Origin of the sequence: Chryseobacterium sp. MEBOG06 (assembly GCF_021869765.1) — a bacterium.
GTDB lineage: Bacteria > Bacteroidota > Bacteroidia > Flavobacteriales > Weeksellaceae > Chryseobacterium.
In genome coordinates, this window is the sequence record NZ_CP084580.1 from 3,388,673 (window position 1) to 3,406,938 (window position 18,266).

General features: G+C 32.1%; 20 protein-coding genes and 1 pseudogene. 17 read left to right on the forward strand and 4 right to left on the reverse strand.

Translation table 11 applies throughout. The annotated features are described in order from the left end of the window. Positions 1 to 74 precede the first annotated feature (74 nt). Positions 75 to 1,799, reverse strand: a complete 1,725-nt coding sequence (locus LF887_RS15570) for a phage tail sheath family protein (protein WP_236855164.1) — start codon at positions 1,797 to 1,799, stop codon at positions 75 to 77. Positions 1,800 to 1,839: 40 nt separating this feature from the next. Then, positions 1,840 to 2,424: a DUF4255 domain-containing protein gene (locus LF887_RS15575; protein ID WP_236855165.1), complete on the reverse strand. Its 585-nt coding sequence runs from the start codon at positions 2,422 to 2,424 to the stop codon at positions 1,840 to 1,842. A gap of 466 nt (positions 2,425 to 2,890) precedes the next feature. Between LF887_RS15575 and LF887_RS15580 the strand changes: the two genes are divergently transcribed. The 12 genes from LF887_RS15580 to LF887_RS15630 all read left to right on the forward strand — a co-directional run bounded on the left by LF887_RS15580 (position 2,891) and on the right by LF887_RS15630 (position 13,616). Next, on the forward strand, positions 2,891 to 3,211 hold the full coding sequence (locus LF887_RS15580; protein WP_236855166.1) for a hypothetical protein: 321 nt from the start codon (positions 2,891 to 2,893) through the stop codon (positions 3,209 to 3,211). Positions 3,212 to 3,257: 46 nt separating this feature from the next. Then, positions 3,258 to 4,727: a contractile injection system tape measure protein gene (locus tag LF887_RS15585; protein ID WP_236855167.1), complete on the forward strand. Its 1,470-nt coding sequence runs from the start codon at positions 3,258 to 3,260 to the stop codon at positions 4,725 to 4,727. A gap of 132 nt (positions 4,728 to 4,859) precedes the next feature. Beyond that, a complete protein-coding gene (locus LF887_RS15590) occupies positions 4,860 to 6,305 on the forward strand; it encodes an ATP-binding protein (RefSeq protein ID WP_236855168.1) in 1,446 nt (481 codons plus the stop codon). Between the two features lie 42 nt (positions 6,306 to 6,347). Beyond that, entirely contained in the window at positions 6,348 to 9,278 is a 2,931-nt protein-coding gene (locus LF887_RS15595) for a peptidoglycan-binding domain-containing protein (protein ID WP_236855169.1), read from the forward strand. Further along, positions 9,279 to 9,734: a hypothetical protein gene (locus LF887_RS15600; protein WP_236855170.1), complete on the forward strand. Its 456-nt coding sequence runs from the start codon at positions 9,279 to 9,281 to the stop codon at positions 9,732 to 9,734. 110 nt (positions 9,735 to 9,844) lie between these two features. Next, entirely contained in the window at positions 9,845 to 10,297 is a 453-nt protein-coding gene (locus LF887_RS15605) for a hypothetical protein (protein WP_236855171.1), read from the forward strand. A gap of 72 nt (positions 10,298 to 10,369) precedes the next feature. After that, positions 10,370 to 10,855 (forward strand): hypothetical protein, encoded by a 486-nt coding sequence (locus tag LF887_RS15610; RefSeq protein WP_236855172.1) that lies wholly within the window; start codon positions 10,370 to 10,372, stop codon positions 10,853 to 10,855. Then, on the forward strand, positions 10,852 to 11,403 hold the full coding sequence (locus LF887_RS15615; protein WP_236855173.1) for a hypothetical protein: 552 nt from the start codon (positions 10,852 to 10,854) through the stop codon (positions 11,401 to 11,403). The genes LF887_RS15610 and LF887_RS15615 overlap by 4 nt, the downstream gene beginning before the upstream one ends. A 323-nt stretch (positions 11,404 to 11,726) precedes the next feature. After that, positions 11,727 to 12,017: a hypothetical protein gene (locus LF887_RS15620; protein ID WP_236855174.1), complete on the forward strand. Its 291-nt coding sequence runs from the start codon at positions 11,727 to 11,729 to the stop codon at positions 12,015 to 12,017. Positions 12,018 to 12,429: 412 nt separating this feature from the next. Further along, positions 12,430 to 12,570, forward strand: a complete 141-nt coding sequence (locus tag LF887_RS24450) for a deaminase domain-containing protein (RefSeq protein ID WP_410681165.1) — start codon at positions 12,430 to 12,432, stop codon at positions 12,568 to 12,570. Continuing rightward, positions 12,570 to 12,851, forward strand: a complete 282-nt coding sequence (locus LF887_RS15625) for a hypothetical protein (RefSeq protein ID WP_236855175.1) — start codon at positions 12,570 to 12,572, stop codon at positions 12,849 to 12,851. The genes LF887_RS24450 and LF887_RS15625 overlap by 1 nt, the downstream gene beginning before the upstream one ends. Before the next feature lie 333 nt (positions 12,852 to 13,184). Then, positions 13,185 to 13,616 (forward strand): hypothetical protein, encoded by a 432-nt coding sequence (locus LF887_RS15630; RefSeq protein WP_236855176.1) that lies wholly within the window; start codon positions 13,185 to 13,187, stop codon positions 13,614 to 13,616. A gap of 57 nt (positions 13,617 to 13,673) precedes the next feature. On the opposite strand, the gene LF887_RS15635 is transcribed toward LF887_RS15630, so the two are convergent. Both LF887_RS15635 and LF887_RS24270 read right to left on the reverse strand, forming a co-directional pair. After that, positions 13,674 to 14,204 (reverse strand): transposase, encoded by a 531-nt coding sequence (locus tag LF887_RS15635; RefSeq protein WP_236859512.1) that lies wholly within the window; start codon positions 14,202 to 14,204, stop codon positions 13,674 to 13,676. Positions 14,205 to 14,252: 48 nt separating this feature from the next. Next, positions 14,253 to 14,489 (reverse strand): annotated as a pseudogene (locus LF887_RS24270) (transposase); the annotation flags it as partial. 166 nt (positions 14,490 to 14,655) lie between these two features. On the opposite strand from LF887_RS24270, the gene LF887_RS15645 reads away from it, so the two are divergent. The 5 genes from LF887_RS15645 to LF887_RS15665 all read left to right on the forward strand — a co-directional run bounded on the left by LF887_RS15645 (position 14,656) and on the right by LF887_RS15665 (position 18,215). After that, positions 14,656 to 15,918: a hypothetical protein gene (locus LF887_RS15645; protein ID WP_236855177.1), complete on the forward strand. Its 1,263-nt coding sequence runs from the start codon at positions 14,656 to 14,658 to the stop codon at positions 15,916 to 15,918. A 6-nt stretch (positions 15,919 to 15,924) separates the two neighbouring features. Then, positions 15,925 to 16,197, forward strand: a complete 273-nt coding sequence (locus LF887_RS15650) for a hypothetical protein (protein WP_236855178.1) — start codon at positions 15,925 to 15,927, stop codon at positions 16,195 to 16,197. 287 nt (positions 16,198 to 16,484) lie between these two features. Next, positions 16,485 to 16,751: a transposase gene (locus LF887_RS15655; RefSeq protein WP_236855179.1), complete on the forward strand. Its 267-nt coding sequence runs from the start codon at positions 16,485 to 16,487 to the stop codon at positions 16,749 to 16,751. 20 nt (positions 16,752 to 16,771) lie between these two features. Then, positions 16,772 to 17,671 (forward strand): IS3 family transposase, encoded by a 900-nt coding sequence (locus LF887_RS15660; protein WP_236859468.1) that lies wholly within the window; start codon positions 16,772 to 16,774, stop codon positions 17,669 to 17,671. A 100-nt stretch (positions 17,672 to 17,771) separates the two neighbouring features. Then, positions 17,772 to 18,215, forward strand: a complete 444-nt coding sequence (locus LF887_RS15665; protein WP_236855180.1) for a hypothetical protein — start codon at positions 17,772 to 17,774, stop codon at positions 18,213 to 18,215. The last annotated feature ends 51 nt before the right edge of the window (positions 18,216 to 18,266 follow it).

Sequence of the window (18,266 nt, forward strand, 5' to 3'; positions counted from 1 at the left end):
AAAAAATTTAATGTTAATATTAATTATTCTTCGAAGCTGAACTTCGAATATATATTCGTGATTGATTGTAATTTCTAAGATTCTTGTAATTGGTGTGAAAAACGTAATATAATAAATTCCGCCGGTCGTGCTAATGCTACTTTTACCGTTACACTCATCGTTTTGGTTTTAGTTTCATCTTCATCTGCACCTACTTCAACAAAATAAGCTTCTTTTGGTGTAATCCCTGCCAATGCACCTTCCATCCATTGCTGGTTAAGAAAATTTTCAAGAGTAGCTTTTGCCTGTAACCAGGTAGGTCGTATATTGGGTTCGTCAATAAATTCATGAAGTGTTTTACTTATCGCTTGCTTTAGCATATTATAATAGCGACGTACATTCACATACTTCCATTCATTGTCTTTCCCATCTTTTTTGTCCATTCCGTCCAGCGTTCTGGCTCCCCATACTAATGTCCCTTTTCCTGTAAAAGTTCTAATTGCATTGATTGATTTTCCTGTATCATCTATATGTAGTTTTGCCTGTTCCTGATCTGAAATTTTTTCTGTGGGAGCAACTACATAATTAAAACCTACGTTGGCGGGAGCTTTCCACACCCCTCTTATACTGTCTACCCTGTTGTATACACCAGCCATTGCAGATGATGGGGGTAAAACAACTTTCAACGACTGTATTTCTTTCTTCACCTGATTGTATAATGCAGAATTTGAGGACTCTAAATTTTTAAGGGTAATACCATTTGCCTCTCCTTCTTCGTCTTTCACATCAACAATTGCAGACTTTAGCGCTTCAAATTCCCCACTGAAAGCAGGCGCGCTTTCATCCAAATCATCAGGAACAGTAAAATCATCAATTGTTCCATCATATATAGCTTCTAACACAGCTTTTGATTCATTAATTGCCAGAATTAAACTTGATTTTCCATGAGATACCGCATCAGCGGATTCATTAATTTCTTCTGCAATGGCAATAGCCTGTCCTAAGAAATCAGCAAGTATAAAAGGATCAGGAGATCCACCTGAAATTTCCATGTTTGCTAAGTTTTGCAGTTCACTTAAAGCCGCTATCTCCCCTTTATAAAAAACAGAGCTTTCCTGCTTAGGCTCCTGTAAACCTTTATGTACAATTGGTGTTTTATTCTCATCAAAAGAATAGTTCAAAATAGTTTTTAAATGTGGGAAATAGGCTGCAGCATGACTGGTTGAATTCACTTTATTTCTAAAGATATCAATAGTAGTAAGATCATTGGATCCCTTTACAGAGTTTCCGTAATAGGTATCCAGTATAGCAAATCTATTTTCTGTCTTTACTTTTGCTTTCTCAATTACCTGATTGGAGATTGTATAAAAATCTTCTTCATTAGCTAGCGAGATCGCATCAGGGAGAATAATAAGACTTGGTTCTTTTATATAGTCAATCATCTGTACCCCTGTCTCCAGTGCAGACAGCTGTACTTCTCCTGTTGAAGGGTATTTTCCTGCAGAAATAATATAGCAAGGCCCCCCGCCATTCGCAAAATACATTTGAAGTGAATAGTACATTAGAAATTGTACCGGAGGTGGTATTAGAGCCACCCCTTTATCTTTTACCTCTTTTAGCTGAATGCCCTCTTTTTTTGGTCCCCCGAAAGAGCGTTCATATTCCAAAAGAGAACCGATTTTAAAAGCATTTTTATATTGATCAGGTATTAGCTCAGTATACCCTATAAACACAGGTATGGCTGTTTCTGCTAATGCAACAGAATAAGGAAGTTTTGTAATTTCTTCAATAGAAACTCCCGGTGTTGTTAGATTTAACATGTTAAAAAATTTGAAAAGGTTATTAGTTTTTATTTTATGGTTAATTAACTTTAATACTTTGTATATTAACGTCATTAATCAGTTCAACAGGTTTTGTCTCTTTAGCTACAATTTTTATTACACTGATTTTATATAAGACAGACGGCATGATCTTCCCACCTAATAATCCCCAGATATAACTTAGCTGATCAAAGGGGATAGAATGCAATTCAATTCTGAACTTAAAATTATCTTCTTGATTGGATCCAATATATTCTAATACATTATTTGCTTGAAATATTTCAATAACTTTCGAGATATTCAGCAACCCTTTGTTATACATACTTCTGTTGGCTGCGATCATTACATAAAGGTTTAAATAAGCCGGAGCACTCTCCTTGTCATATCGGGTCGGTTGAGATTCTACCACTACCTGCTGGTATCTTGATCTATTTTTCAATGTTGATTCTTCCTCAACACTTAAAAGAGTAATTATTACCTTGTCGCTAAGCCGAGAGTCTTCGTCATCATGTTTTGCGATATCACCTACAACAGCGATTTCTACTTCATTAGGAAAAATTGGGTTATATAAACCATTTGGCTCATTTAGCTTATTTTGTAAAACTGTTAATACATTATTAATCATAATTTCTGTTCTTAGTTATTGTGGTGCAAACATACAATCCCCCCTCCTCAAAAGACAAATATTTGGAGCTCTCAATACAGTCTTTGCAGTAAATCGAATTTTTATTTTTCGAAAAAAAAATAAAAAAACAAAAGAATAAAACCATCATAATCAAACCATTGAATGTTTTTTTTGAAAAATAAAAATTTAGCTCTAAGACTTTCTCTATACACATAGCAAATAATCTTATCCGGAGAATAATTGCCATTTGAAAAATAAATCTTCAAATACTACGGCATACTTCCCTCTACTCTCACTTGAAAGTGATGTCTTTTTATACCCTGTAATTTCTAAAAACAGCAACCTCCATTTAATCGGGAAACAATTTTGCCTTTTACTGCAAAGACAGAATAGAGCGTCCTTATAATTCGCAAAATGCCTTTTCATCTTCTAATTTTGACCCCAATAATTTTTAAAATTTAATAACATGAATATCAAAAAACTTTTTGGCAAGCGCAATGAAATCATTGGCGGCCATTTCAATGAATTGCGCTCGAAAATGGGCGTAGCTGATCAAAACGAAGAACTGATTTTCTCTTTAAGAGAACAAATTTGTAACGCATGCCCTTTAAAAAACGGTAATAATTGCAACGCCATGAAATGGCTTAACCCAGACACACTGGAAGTTATAGACTATCCAAAAGATGGCTTTATAAGAGGTTGCGGATGCAGACTGAGTGCAAAACAAAAATCAAAGTTAAGTCTTTGCCCTGCAGGTTTTTGGGGAGGAGAATTCGATCAGAAGTAAAATCCTTTGAACACTCTCTATATTGTATAATTAAAACCTATTTAGTATGATGCAAGATCATATAATTCAGAAAGTCTTTGTGGAAATCACAGTTAACAACAAAGAAAAAGCATTTAGCCTAAAAGAGGATATTAACAGTTTTTTGTCTATGGATGTTTTTCCGGAAATAGAGAAGTACATCAATACTTTGGAGCATCAATTAGTCGGCCATACCCTCCAAATTCCTCGGTTAGAATTGGATCTGGATGTAAAAAGCAGTTCGCTAAATGCTGAATTAAAAGAAAATATTGCTCGACTTTTTAAAGAAGAACTTTCAGAAGTCATTAACCCGGTTATAGGTTCAGATCAAACAACAGAAATTGATTCTAAGGCATATCTGATTGACAATCAGGAAAAGATGGTGCAAACTTTTGTCTATTTTTTAGAAAAGGGATATATGCCCTGGTGGAATTCGGACAAAAAAGAGACTTCTTTTATGGAGCCAGCCGCATTTGATCATCTGATTCTGGCTGATAACTTCTCCCAAAGTATGATTCCCCTTTTGTCTAAACCACATGTTCAGGATCGAATTATCAATCAATTTTCAAATGCGCAGATTGCCCAATTATGTCTGACAGTTATAAAAAATAAGGCGTTAAAAATCAACCTGCAGGTCGAAGTCATCAGTCTCATATCTAAGCTTAATAATACTGAAAGACTTATCATATGGCGTTTAGTTCTGGATGTATTATCAAAACATTTGGGCTCTTCAACTAATAACCTTCGGGAATACCTTCTGCAACAGATTACAAAAGTAGCAACAGTAGCAGCAAAGGGTCAATCACCAGCAAAGGTTCAGTCACCAACAAAAAACAGCTCTCAGAAATGGAAAGCAGTCGCTAAAATATTCCCCTTTATTCAAGAAGATGAGATTATTGAAAGCTTCGAAAACAATACTACTGATACTCCGGAAGGTACAAAAGATTCAGCAGAAAAGATTCAGAAGGAAAATATTTCAGAGCATGCTAACCCACACCTGAATGATGGGCAATATGTTCAAAATGCCGGCCTTATTCTGATACACCCATTCATTAAAACCTTTTTTGAACATTGTGATCTTATTCATCCGGAAACCCAACAGCTCACTGACCCTGAATTAGGTGCACATTTGTTACATTATATTGCTACCGGAAAAACAAATGCTCCTGAACACGACATGATTTTCGAGAAATTCTTATGTAACATTCCGATGAATCAATCGATTAACAGACATATTAAACTTTCGCGTAAGCATAAAACACAGGCTAAAAATGTTATAGAAAGTGTTCTGCACAACTGGAATCCAATGAGAAAATCATCATCGGGATTATTACAAAACGAATTTTTCCAACGGTCGGGAAAATTAGTAGTTACCGATTTTGATTACACCCTTACCATAGAACGAAAGGCGCAGGATATTTTACTTGATAAACTTTCCTGGGGTATTGGTCTTTTTAAACTGCCATGGCAGGAAAAATTCATATTTGTGAACTGGTAATCAATTTTTTATTGATTGGTTCATACACTACAAAATCTACTCTAGAATTATTTTCTATTTTAAGAAAAATATTTTCCGGTATTTCTCCAGCCTTACCATCCAATTTTAACACAAGCAACTCAAAATACAATTATGAAATCTCTAACTAATCATGAACAAAAATCATTGGCAAAGACAAAAGTTAATGAAAAAACGGAAGGAATTAATCACTTTTTTCAAGCCACTGAAGTAAATCATAATGCTTTAAACGAAGAAATGAAATGGTTGCAATTGCTTATTGAAATGCGTTGCACAGAATTGTTTTTAGAGGATGAGGATACTGCTTATGAAGTGCCTGAACCCCCAACGATAAATGATGAATCACCCTACTCGGTTACGATAAACACCCACCAGCTGACAGCAATAGACAGAGTAATTTTAGCGCTGGGGGTTGCCTCAGCTCATTATCCGTCAGTGCTAAAAACATTCGTACAGATAGAAGAAAGCAGCAATGCATTTGCTATTGAAGCAGGCGGCGAATACAGTAAGAGTAACCGAAGTTTTAAGCCAACTTTTCAAACTTCACTTTTTTTGCTTGCCGGTAAGGATTTGTCCTTGTGGTCGCAGTATAGTGCCCAACTGATAAACGGCAGTGTATTACTGAAAAATGACATTATTTACAATCGTTCTGCAACGGAGTTTATTCATGCAAAGATTGAATTGGACACTGCTTATCTAAACTATTTTTTGTCAGGTCAAAAGCCACACTTAGATCACGGTTCGTACTTTCCGGGGAAGCTTTACAAGTCTGATCTGACCATGGATGATATTATTTTGGAAAATAATGTAAGAGAACAGATCAAACCCATTGGACATTATATCAAAGCATTGGAAAGCGGCTTTTTTAAAAATGGGGAACACAGTTTTAAACCGGGTTTCATGGCCCTATTCTACGGTGCACCGGGAACAGGAAAAACGATGCTGGCAGGAATACTTGCCAACACTTATGGTATTGATATGTATCATGTAGATCTCTCCCAGGTGGTGAGTAAATACATTGGTGAAACTGAGAAGAATCTTGAAGTACTATTCAACAGACTGCAGGGTAAAAACTGCATGCTGTTTTTCGATGAGGCGGACGCTTTGTTTGGAAAACGTTCTGATGTAAAAGATGCTCATGACCGCTATGCCAACCAGGAAGTATCTTATTTATTGCAGCGAATAGAAAAATTCGACGGATTAACAATCCTTGCCTCCAATTTTGAAAATAATATGGATGATGCTTTCAAACGCCGTATAGATGTATCTGTAAATGTAATACGTCCGACAGAAGCCACCAGGGAAGCACTTTGGAAACATTATCTGCCCAAGAATACAACCTTTGAAAGTGACGAGCTTTTAAAACATTTAGCCAAAGAATATTCTTATACCGGTGCTAATATCCGCAACATTATGAAAAATGTAACGATGGCAATATATGATCGTAATGAAACCATTATTACTCATTCATTAATAAGCACTTATCTGATGATAGAAAACGAAAAGGCTTTTGGAAAAAATCAGTCCCGCCTCAGCGCATTTGTACAAAAATCAGAATAAACCTTTAACACATCTCAATGAAAATATCTAATAACCAACAACATGAGCAGACATCAAAAAACATTTGCGCCCAGGACAAACAGGTCCGAAACGCAAACTACAGATAATAAAGAGGATGAAAAAAAATATGAAAAAATCAACAGTCAGGATGCTAAAATTTCCCTCGCAAAAACAGAAGTTACCCAAATAACATACGATCCTTTTAGAAACAGAGCATTTAATAAAGTAGAAAGAGGCTCAGCCAGAATACAGCTTTTGGACAGCGGGCTGCATGTATTGGCGCTCAATAAGGCGCTCAATTTATTAGGACACAAAGTCACTGAAAACGGAAATTCTTTTGGCAATAATACAAAGATTGCCCTCATCAACTTCCAACGAAAGAATGGTCTTACAGGCTCTGGAGTTTTTGATAAGGAAACTTTATTGAAAATGGATGGAGAGTTGGCAAAATTTAAAGATAAAAAGGATAACGGTAATATTACTTTGTCTTCAACATTGGAAAAACCTAAAACCAGTAATTCTAAAGATGATGACTCGATTACTCATACTATTGTTATAGCAAAAAATCAAAAATTTAATGGCAAATTAATTCAGACAGATGAAGATCTCAATCACTTTGCTGAGTTTAAGATGAACATAACCCGCCATCTGAAATGGAATCCAAAATTTACTGATGAAGAAGTTAAAAATATGGTTGCCAAAGGAGCGTCTGTAAACTATAAGATATCTGCAAAAGAAAATAATATAGAAAAAGAAACAGAAACGCTATCACCAGACAAAAAACAATTTATCAGAGACGCAACAAGTACCGCCGATTACATTCAGAATACGCGTATCCTCGATCTATTAAAGCAGTTATCTGATGAAGAAATAGCTGATTATAAGAGTAAAGTTTCGGAGGAAACAACTGATTTGAAAGTTATCGAAGAGTCGCTTAAAGCATATATAGAAACCCGTAATAAAAATATTAAAAATAATGATGAATTAGAAACTATAAAAACCAAACTTTATGGTTTAGAAGAACTATACAAACAATACATAGCTTTTACTAAACTATCTCCAACCATAACCCATACTTCTAGCGTGGGTACTTCTGTAACTTATATAAGTACAGAGTATGAACCTGTTAAGAAAAAACTAACCAACGATTTAATTACTAACGGATTTAGAGGAGGGATTGATGAATTTAAAAATTTTATAAAGAGATATGAAACTGCCTTTGAAACCGAAACCGTCCGTATTGGTGTAGAAATGCTACAACATTATAAACATACTTTATATGAAGAAGAAAAAAAACTAGATGATGATGTTTTCTTAAACAGCCTATTAAATAGTATTATAAAATCGGGAGCTAAACAAAACTTTGAGGACGCTAAGACGGCTAAAAAGGCGGTTAGAATGAGTTTTGCAGATAAACCTAATCAGGATCAAAAAGATTCCGGCAATAGAATGATAGCTGAAGCCAACCAAAAAGAAACGCAAGGTAATACTACTATACTATCTTTATACGAATACACACCATTAGTTAGAGATGATAAATTTGATAAGGAATCACTTGCTAAAATCACCAATAAAAAAGATCTAAAAGCATTTCTGTACAAATATATTATTTCACAAACCAAAAACGTGGATAGTGTGATCAATAATATACAAGAAAAGCCCGAACACATTTATGAACTTGACAAATTATTCCAAGCTTCTTATTCAAAACAACGTCTTGAAAAAGGGACTATTTACGATAGCATTATTACAAAAAAACATACTAAACTAAGTAATCAAAAAATATTATTAGCTATTTGTCAAGGTATCTTTGCTGCAGCCCTTATAGCGGCAACTTGGGGAGCTGCCACTCCAGTGGTTATTGCTGGTGGTGCTTTATCTTTAGCAATGAGTATTGATATCGCCTACGAAACCATCAACGAGTATAAAAATAACAAAGAGTTCCATGATGTAGGTTTATTAACAGATGATCCAAGTTTGGTTTGGGTAGTAATAGCCATTGCAGGTGTTGCATTAGATGCTGGAGCATTAAAATCTTTACTACAAGCGGCTAAACCTATTGCTAAGGCAGCTACAGCTTTTAACGAAGCTGAAGATACTATAAAAGCATTACGCATTCTTGAAAACGATTTATCTAAAATAAAGGGACTTGAAGACAGAGTACACAAAAACATTATAAAACAGGCTGTATTAAAAGGTGAAATGAAAGAAGCTTTAAAAGCTGCTAAAAACAGTATGTTTACTGTTAATATGATGGTAAATCCAGAGTTTGCCAGTAAGCTGGTACCAATAGCTATTAAGTACTTAAAAAGCGGTATGCTAAACTTCGAAAAATTTTTGATAGAATTACAAGCAGCAAAAATAATTAAAGAAATAAAAAAACTTTCACCTGAAGAATTATCTTTGCTTAAGAAAACTTTTGAAGAAGCAGGAAAACAAATACCTAGATTAGATGAAACAGCGAAATTCTGGAACGTTACCAATCAAGCGGGAACGGAACTGAGATGGACAAATATTCGAGAGAAAGATTTAGAAAAATCGATTGATGCTGCATTTAAAAGCCAAAATTCAGGTAAAAACTGGGAAGGAGAAGTTGCGCGGGAATTGAGTAAATATGATGAAATAACAGATTTTGCTAATGAATTTAAAATCATTGAAAACGGAACTGTAAAAAACATTGCTGGAGATATTGATGTTGGTAGCTCTAAATATATTATTGAATGTAAGGAAAGTATTAGTCATAATACATTAACAACAAAAACGCCCGATGGATCTTATAAGTTTTTAAATCAATTTGATAAGTATTTGAACCAAAAAAATATTAAATATATTAATATCAAAAACAGACAAGTAGTTTTGGTAATTAAGAACTTTGGAAAAAACACAGACATATCCCATCCAATATTAAAACAACTGCAAGATAAAGGAGTAATAGTTATAACAGATTTAAACCAAATTAAAAACTTAAAATAAATGGAGACAGTATTTATAATTAATAAAAAGTATATTGAAAAAGATGAAATTTTAACAAAAATTTCGGATATCGCTAAAAATATAAACGCCTCTTTCTTTAATGATGAAAATGATCCTATTCTAACTAAAGCTAATGTAGACAATTTTGAACAAATAGAGTTTGGAGGACTAAATAAAGAATATTTCAAAGAAACTATTAAAAATGAAAATTTTATAAAAAATTATGGTTGTTTACTAACTATAGACTTCTCAACAGAGCAAAATCTTATTATAATTTTTTTAAAAGCTTTTTTTAAAGAATTTCCCGATATGCTTTTATTTAGTGAATTTGGAGAAGCATTAAATGCCCCTTATACCTATTCAAAGAATCATTTGGATCATTTCTCTGGGCAAAATGGTTATGATCTTATAAGTAAACCTCCCAAGGATCAAGAATCTAAAAATGAAAACTTTTGAAGAAATAAAAAAAACGGAACCCCTATTAAGATTTTTAGGAAGCAAATTTGGAACGATGTATTTTAATGATAATGTTTCTGGTGGAAATGATATTATTATACGTCATTTGGATGGTGAACTTACCCCTGAACTCCTCCCAGTACATTCAATTATATGAGGCTGTATTAGAGTATATTGATGAACATCATAAAATAAAAGACCATGTCTTAATGCCTCAATTATTAGAAGTAGGAGAAGATTATATCATTCGCCCTTTTTATGTTTATCTTGTACCTACTCGTAGATATTTTGACCCTGATGAACCATTAGAACCATTAAAAGAATACTATGAAATGATCAGGGCTTTCTCAGAAGAAATGATCAATGAGTTTTCGGAAGAGGATATTACGGATCCTGACAAAGAAAGCATTATAAAAAGAATTCTAAGAAAAAGTCTGATAGAACCAAGAGGCAAAACTTTTTTTGAAGGACGCTATCTAAAAAAACATATTATTGTAGAGCCTGCTATATCCATAGAAGATATAGAAAAATGGAAAATTAGAGATGAAGAATATTTTTCTTAACGGGTAATGAATAAATAATTATTTAAAATTAGCCAAAATAATAAGCAAAGCTGGCTGAATCCTGAAGATTTAGTGTTAGCTAAAAATGCTTTTGAAAAGGCAAAAACTTTAGCTAAAGATGATAAGTTAGCTCTTGAACTCGAAAAAGCAGTAGCTGATAATGATCTTGCGAAGGTAAAGAGTTTGCTAGAAGAAAAGAACTATACTGGACGTTTCTATAATGGGAAAAAACCTAAGTATGAAAACCCTGGACATCATGACCCAAAAAGTCCTAATTTTAGAGGTGGAGGAAGCAAAACTGAAGCTATTCCTGAAAATCATGAAGAACTATGGAAAAGAGCTATACCTGGTTTTTCTAATTTGGAAACTAAACAAGGAATAGGAATGCCCAAAACCTGGTATAGCATTGACAATGCAGGAAAAATACATCAGTTTCAAGTGGATAATAATGGAATAGCTCATTGGGCTGGAAGTCAAAATGGAGCTAGAGGAGTACAAGGAATAGATGAGGCAACAAAAAGAAGACTAATAAAATACTTTAAAGATAAATTAAAATGATAAATATATATAATTCTAAAAGCATAAAATTAGAAGTTGAACTGTCACAGAATATTTCTTTTGATAATATTTTTGGAAGGCTAAATTTCACAATACATAATCAGAACTTGTCAAATAATGAAGAGGCTAATTTAGCATATCTTTTTGTTGATTTTGAATATCTTAAAATAAGGTTAGAAGCAAATGAAATAATTAAAAATGATTTGTTTTATATAGCAGATGAATCAATTTTACTATATTGGAAAGAGTGGGAGATTTTTATGGATAGTATCAACATTGAAGAAACAGAAGAAAAGAAGACAGAAAATGCAATTTTTTTTGATAGAAACTATTTTAGGACAGGCAATATATTCAGTAGCTTTTTCTTTGATGATATAATGATTTTTTACGTTATCGAAAATGATTTGATTAAATTTAAATATTGGAATAAATTATGTGGTTCCAAAATTTATGAAATAGGCGTAAACAAAAGTGAGCTAATAAGTAGCATTAATTCTTTCTTAACTTTTTTTAACACGACTAATAATTATTTAAAAAATAAAAAATAAAATCATATATATTTTCCCTATAGAATTTAGTATATGAAAAAAATGAATAGAGAAAAATTTCATCTATCCTATTCTCCAAAGTCTCCCGACTAGCTCTTAAATCATTCCTTGAATTCAGGAAGAAATCTTATAATATTGCTAAATCATTAAATATATCTAATGTAGAATTAGGAGGTTCTACAATAATAAACCCAGATGTCTTAGCTATGGTTAAAAGAATGGGGTTTGAAAAGAAAATTGTGGATGTCCCTGTAAGTATAGGTGGCAACCCTGGAGAAAAAATGGAATTATTTGTAAAAAAATTTAAAGATAAATAGAACATAATGGATACAAAAGAAAAATATATAAAATTAAAGAAAGATGGGAAAAATGTTTTAACAATCTTTAATGAGCTAATAGAAAACAATAGCCCAATGAATTCTGTGGTTAAATTACGTGAGTTATTTCCTGAACTCACTTTGATTGAAGCTAAGGAAATATTGATTTTATCAGAAACGAATTACAAAGATTTAGATGATTATCAAAAAGATTTATTGAATCAATTAAAAAATGATATTAGATTCTTACGGATAGCCTTAAAAGCTATCCTTTTTTATGCAAGAACCTTAATTTGAACTTTAAAAAGCAATAACATAATGATCTTACAAAGGTAAAAATTTTGCTGGAAGAAACAGAAAAATTAGCTCAGAGTATATAAAAGCAAAAAGAACTTTCAAAGAATGCCGAGAAAATAAAAAGTACATTCTTAAAAAACAATTTTCAGAAGAAAAACTAGTCTTAGAAACACAAAGATTTGAAAAAATAAATTTAGCTTATATTGAAGGAGAAATAGTTGGGCTGAAATTTAATTCTTCTGATTTTGTTGTAAGCAGAAAGAAATATGAAGGAGAAGAATTATTTGAATCATATAAAGTCGATAAGAATGGAAATATAAATACTGCTGATGCTGGAGTAGAGAATTTGATACTGAATATTTTGAGTTAAGTAAAATTGCCAATAACTTAGATGTGAAAAAAGGAGAAGTATATATTAAATAGTAAAGGGAAAATTACAATTGCATCAGAATTATCTTATTGCATTTCTTGTCAAGGTGTGATACAAGACTTTAGCAAAATGTTCCCACATATTAGATTTAATTTTGTTGACGGAATTAAAAATATGAAATAATGAAAATAAACAGCCCTTTTTATGCAGATATTGCAGTTATACAATTCACTCATTGGTTTAATAATCAAAACAATACAGAAATTTGTACATATGCAGAAGTTAAAGAAGGTATACCTTTTGTGGAAATCGATTTTAAGGATACGAGTAGAGAGTTAATTTTTAAATATTCATTTCGGCTTGGAGAAATACAAAATGAATTATCTCAAAAAGAAAAATATTCATTAGACTATTTAAAATATCCATTACCTCCAAAGGAAGATGAAAAATATCGATTCGATTAAATACTGAGGGGTGTATATAATCTTGTTAAGATCGAACGATTACCCTCAACTCTTCAAAGTCGGGAGAATTCGGAGAGTTTTATTCAAACACAAGAATATTGAACTATCTATTCCCAAGCCAATCCCAGGATTTGATGTCATTGATAAACTGAATGAATCCTAAAAAGAAATACTTGTAGTAAAAAGTGCTTTTGAGAAGGCATGAAAGTTAACCAAAGATGATAAGGTAGCTCCTCAACTCGAAAAAGCAATAGCAGGTAATGAGGTGCCAAGGTAAAAACGTACTGAAAGAGAATAAAAATATTAAAGATGAACAACCATAAATTGAATTGTATGAAAAGTATAGAACAAAGATTAGATGAAAATTATATATTAGGCTGCATAAAACATAATGATAAATATCAATTTTACTTGATGCCAATCGCATGGTGGATTCTAAATTATGAAAAATACAGTCCATCAATATTACAGGACATTTCTCGTCAAAATTTTAGAAATGGTGCATTAAATGTAACTGATGATAAATTATTTTCTTTTTTCGGGTCTATTTCTGAAGATCAAGTTTCTGTATCAGAAGCAAACAGTATTATTAAAAATTTCACAGAAGAATATGCTGGAATTACATTTTTCATTGATTTTGATAAAAAAGAGTATATAAGTATATTCGACTATATTGAAGTAGAAACCTATTTACCAGATACAACTTGGATCGGAAAGTATGCAAATCCAATAGATTATATTCCTAAAAATATATTAAATCAATAAACCATTTTAGTACCCTAGCTTTTTTAAAAGAAAAAAAAATCTTTACATTGAAGTTGTTTAAACTTTTAATTTTTTGATTAGTCTTAAGGAAAACGCCAAAAAGTGCAGATTCTTCCAAGTAATATCCAGCGTTTCAAATCTTATCAACAAAGACTTGAAGCCATCTAACCAGGCATTTGCCTGCTCTATTTTAAATCTGCTTTTGTACAATTTTTCATCAAAATAGTAATCATTATTTCCTGTTTTTCCATTTCGGGGATTAGTTTTGATGTTACCCATTATTTCCTCCATTTCTAATTTCTGTCTTAAATTTTCACTGTCAAATCCCGAATCTGCATTCAAAAAAAGACCCTTATGAGAAATTTCCGCTTCGGATAAAATTTCAATAATCTCGCCCATAACATCTTCTATTTCATATAAATCATGATGATTTCCGCTTCTGGGATTTCCCATCGAAATCATTTGACCACGATTGTCGCAAAGGAAAATTATATTGCTGGTTTTCGCCGATTTTCTGCTTTGATATCCTGTTGATTCTCCGCCCATTCTACATCGGGTTTGGCTTCCGTCAAGCTGAGTACACGACATATCCAACATCCTCTTGTTACGATTCAAAAGATGAATCCAAATATTCCTGAAGCTGCCATCCTTGCTCCATTTATTAAAAAAATAATACACATTTTGCCAGCTTATTTTTTCTTCCCCGAAATAGTCCTTTAACGAAATTTCCCGCCATTGGCAACCAGTTTTCAGCCGTTTTATAATGGTCTGAATTATTTTTACCAAGTCAAACTTCGTAGAAAATCCTCTTTTCCCTTTGCTTAAATGGGGTAAAATCCATTTCTCTATTTTATCTTTGCTAATGAGTTCCAGATTATTAGTCTTTTAAATTGCAATCCAAAATTGCTAATTTTCTCGGAACTTTTTTTCCAAAATAAGTTTAAACAACTTCTTTGATAAAAAAGCCTTTGCTAAAATTACTAATACAAAAGATTTAAAAGTATTTCTGCATAATTATATTATTTCACAAACCCAAAGTGTGGATAATGTTATTAATAATCTACAAGAAAAAACAGAAAGTATTTATGAACTGGACAAACTATATAGGTTATCTTATGCAAGACAAAAAATTAAAGAGGGTAGCATTTATAACAGCATTATCCAAACAAAACGTGATCAATTAAGTGGGAAAAAGGCATTATTAGCTATTGCTAAAGGTATTTTTGCTGCCGCTCTTATAGCAGCTACTTGGGGAGCAGCTACTCCGGTGGTAATTGCAGGAGGTGCTTTGTCTTTAGCTATGAGTATAGATATCGCCTATGAAACTATAAACGAATATAAAAATAATAAAGAGTTTCACGACTTAGGTTTACTCTCTGATGATCCAAGTTTGGCTTGGGTAGTAATAGCTATTGCAGGTGTTGCATTAGATTCTGGAGCATTAATCTCTGTACTAAAAGCGGCTAAACCTATTGCTAAAGCGGCTACAGCTTTTAATAAAGCTAAAAATACTACAAAAGCATTAGACACCTTAGAAAATGATTTATTTAAAATTAAGGGGCTTAAAAGAAAAGTACAACAAAATATTTTAAAACAAGCAGAGATAGAAGCTAAATTAAAATTGGCTTTACACACTACTCGTATTGAGATCGCTACTGCCAATATGGGTGTGAATTTCAATGCACTTCCACAATTAACCAAAGTTGCTTACTATGCAATAAAAAAAGGAGCTATAAATTTTGAAAATTTTGTATTGCAACTCAAAGCAATGAAAATTATTGATAACTTTGATCATTTATCAGCTGAGGAAAAGCTAATCCTAAAACAAGCGTTTGAAGATGGAAATAAACTAAAAGTTACAGAAGAATTAGGAAAGTTAAATAAATACCTTCCTAAAGATTGTGAGATTACTTTAGATAAAACGACATATATATTTAATGATTTATCTACTAAAGAACAAATAGGTTTTGTAATTATAAAAGATAGATATTTAGAGTTTGCAATATATAGAAAGGGATTGGCTACTAAAATAAGAGGAAAAGATGTATTTAATTCTTTAATAGAGCATTTAAAATTAAATAAAATAGACTTTGATGGAATCAAAGGGCTTTGGGTTGCAAATAGTGATAACTTAATAGATTTTAATAAAGTCGTAAAAAATGGTTTATTTTTGAGAGAAGCAGCCTTTGAAACTTGGACAGGAAAAAGAGCATTAGAGCATGGATTCACAAAAGCCCTTGTTACTGAAATAAAACCAAGTAATCCTCCATATACAGCAATAACAGTGAAATTTTTTAAATAAATATTTATGATAGATATAAAAATAGAAAACGGAATAAAAAAGATTAATAATAAAAGACTTGAAGATGTATTAGAGGGCTTAAATCCTATTCACACTAACATTAATTTAATTGAAAGGATATTTAATGAAATAACTTCGGAAGATGATTTAGTAAAAGAACTTAATATATTAAAAGAAAAAGAGACCCCAACAGCCCTTCTTTTATACATAATGCGCATAGGAAGCTTTGAATCTTTGTATGAAGCAAATATTATTTTCGCAAAGGTATTGGAAAAATAATTTGACTAGTCCTGAAATAGGGATACAAATTACAAATTAAAGGCTAAAAATAAATAATTAAACAAGAGCAAATTTATTTCTGCTCTGGTTTTTATTTTCCATTACTTTTTCAAAAAAATCATCTTTATAAGTACTTTTGAGCAAGAAATTTTAAAAAAGCTTAATAAAAATTCTGCGAACATATATTGATCACTTAAAAACAAAAAAATAGCAATAATAGATGTGCTATTGTAATCTTCCCTAAAAACTATAGCACTTAAAAATATAGTTTTTAAATTTGGAATACTATGAAAAACAGTAAATTTTCAGAAGTTCAGATCATCAAGATTTTATCTGAACAAAATCAGGGTAAAACAGTCAATGAGATTTGCAGGGATTACGGTATCAGCCAACCGACCTTTTACAACTGGAAGAGTAAATATGGTGGATTGGATGTGCAGCAACTCTCTAAAATGAAGGAACTTGAAAAGGAACTTTCGCAGTACAAAAAAATCGTAGCTGAACTTACGTTGGAAAATGTTGTGATGAAAGATGTGATTGCAAAAAAGTTTTAACACCTTCCGAGAAACGGGAACTGGTTGTTTATTCCGGATCAGAACACGGAATAAGCACTCGGAATGCGTGTAGACTTTTCATTATAGGCAGTTCGGTATTTTACTATAAAAAGAAGCAGAACAATGAAGACGACAAGATTCGGGATGAGCTGTTTTTCCTTGCTGAGCAACACCAAACATGGGGGTTTTGGACGATGTACCACCGTTTAAGAAACTTGGGATTTTGGTGGAATCATAAACGGGTTTACAGGATTTATAAATCGATGAAACTGAATTTAAGAAGCAAGCGAAAAAAACGTCTTCCGGCACGGGTAAAAGAACCTTTGCTTCGACCGATTTATCCGAATGTAACGTGGAGTATGGACTTTATGCATGACACTTTAGAGAATGGTAAAAGCGTCAGAAGCTTGAATATCATTGATGATTTTAACAGAGAAATTTTGAATATTACGATTGACACCAGTTTACCTTCTGCGCGGGTAGTTTCTCAACTAGAACAACTGATCGACTGGCGCGGAAAACCGGAAAAAATAAGAGTTGATAATGGTCCGGAGTTTATTGCAGAAAAATTAAAAGATTGGTGCGGTAAAAATGAAATTACCCTTCATTATATTCAACCTGGAAAACCGACACAAAACTCTTTGGTAGAAAGATTCAACAGAACTTTCCGTACAGAATTCTTAGATGTCTATCTCTTTGAGAACATAAAACAGATGAGAAATTATGCACAAATCTGGATGTGGATGTATAATAATGAGCGCCCACACAAGGCTCTCCAATATCTTACACCAAGGGATTTTTTATTGAAATATGGAAAACTCACCCAAGCTCAGGCTATGGAGTTTCCCACATTCCAACAAAATTATTACAACGACAACAATAAATTATTAACCAAAAACTCTACTTTTGAATGTGCATAGACATGGTGAGATTACAACAACAATAAATTATTAACCAAAAACTCTACTTTTGAATGTGCATAGACATGGTGAGATTACAATTACACTAAACAATAATGCTATGAATAAAGTATATATAAACAATAATGAAATAAGTATAAAAAGAATTAACTATTTACAAATAGATTTTGGCAGACTGAATCCGCATGTAGACTATAATGAATATAGAATATTAATCAGTATAAATGATTTTATAAGTAAGATAAAACCAAAATATGATTCTTTTCTAGAAGAATATATCAAAGATGATGAAATAGATAATGATTTTACACCTATGTATGACGGAGCAGAAAATTATCCTGATTTTAATATGTTTATGAATCTGAAAAGTGATCAAAAGATACAGATTATTAGTGGCTATTTTATATTTATAATATTAGATGAATTTATAGATGATTATAGTGTAAATAATAAAGAAATATATTTACTTAAAAATTTAGAAAAGATCACCATTAATAGTGATCACATTATATTTGAAGGTAAATCTTTATATATTGTAGATTAGTAATTTACTGAACTAGTCAACACTTAACCTGGTAGTTATAAATTTCTCTCC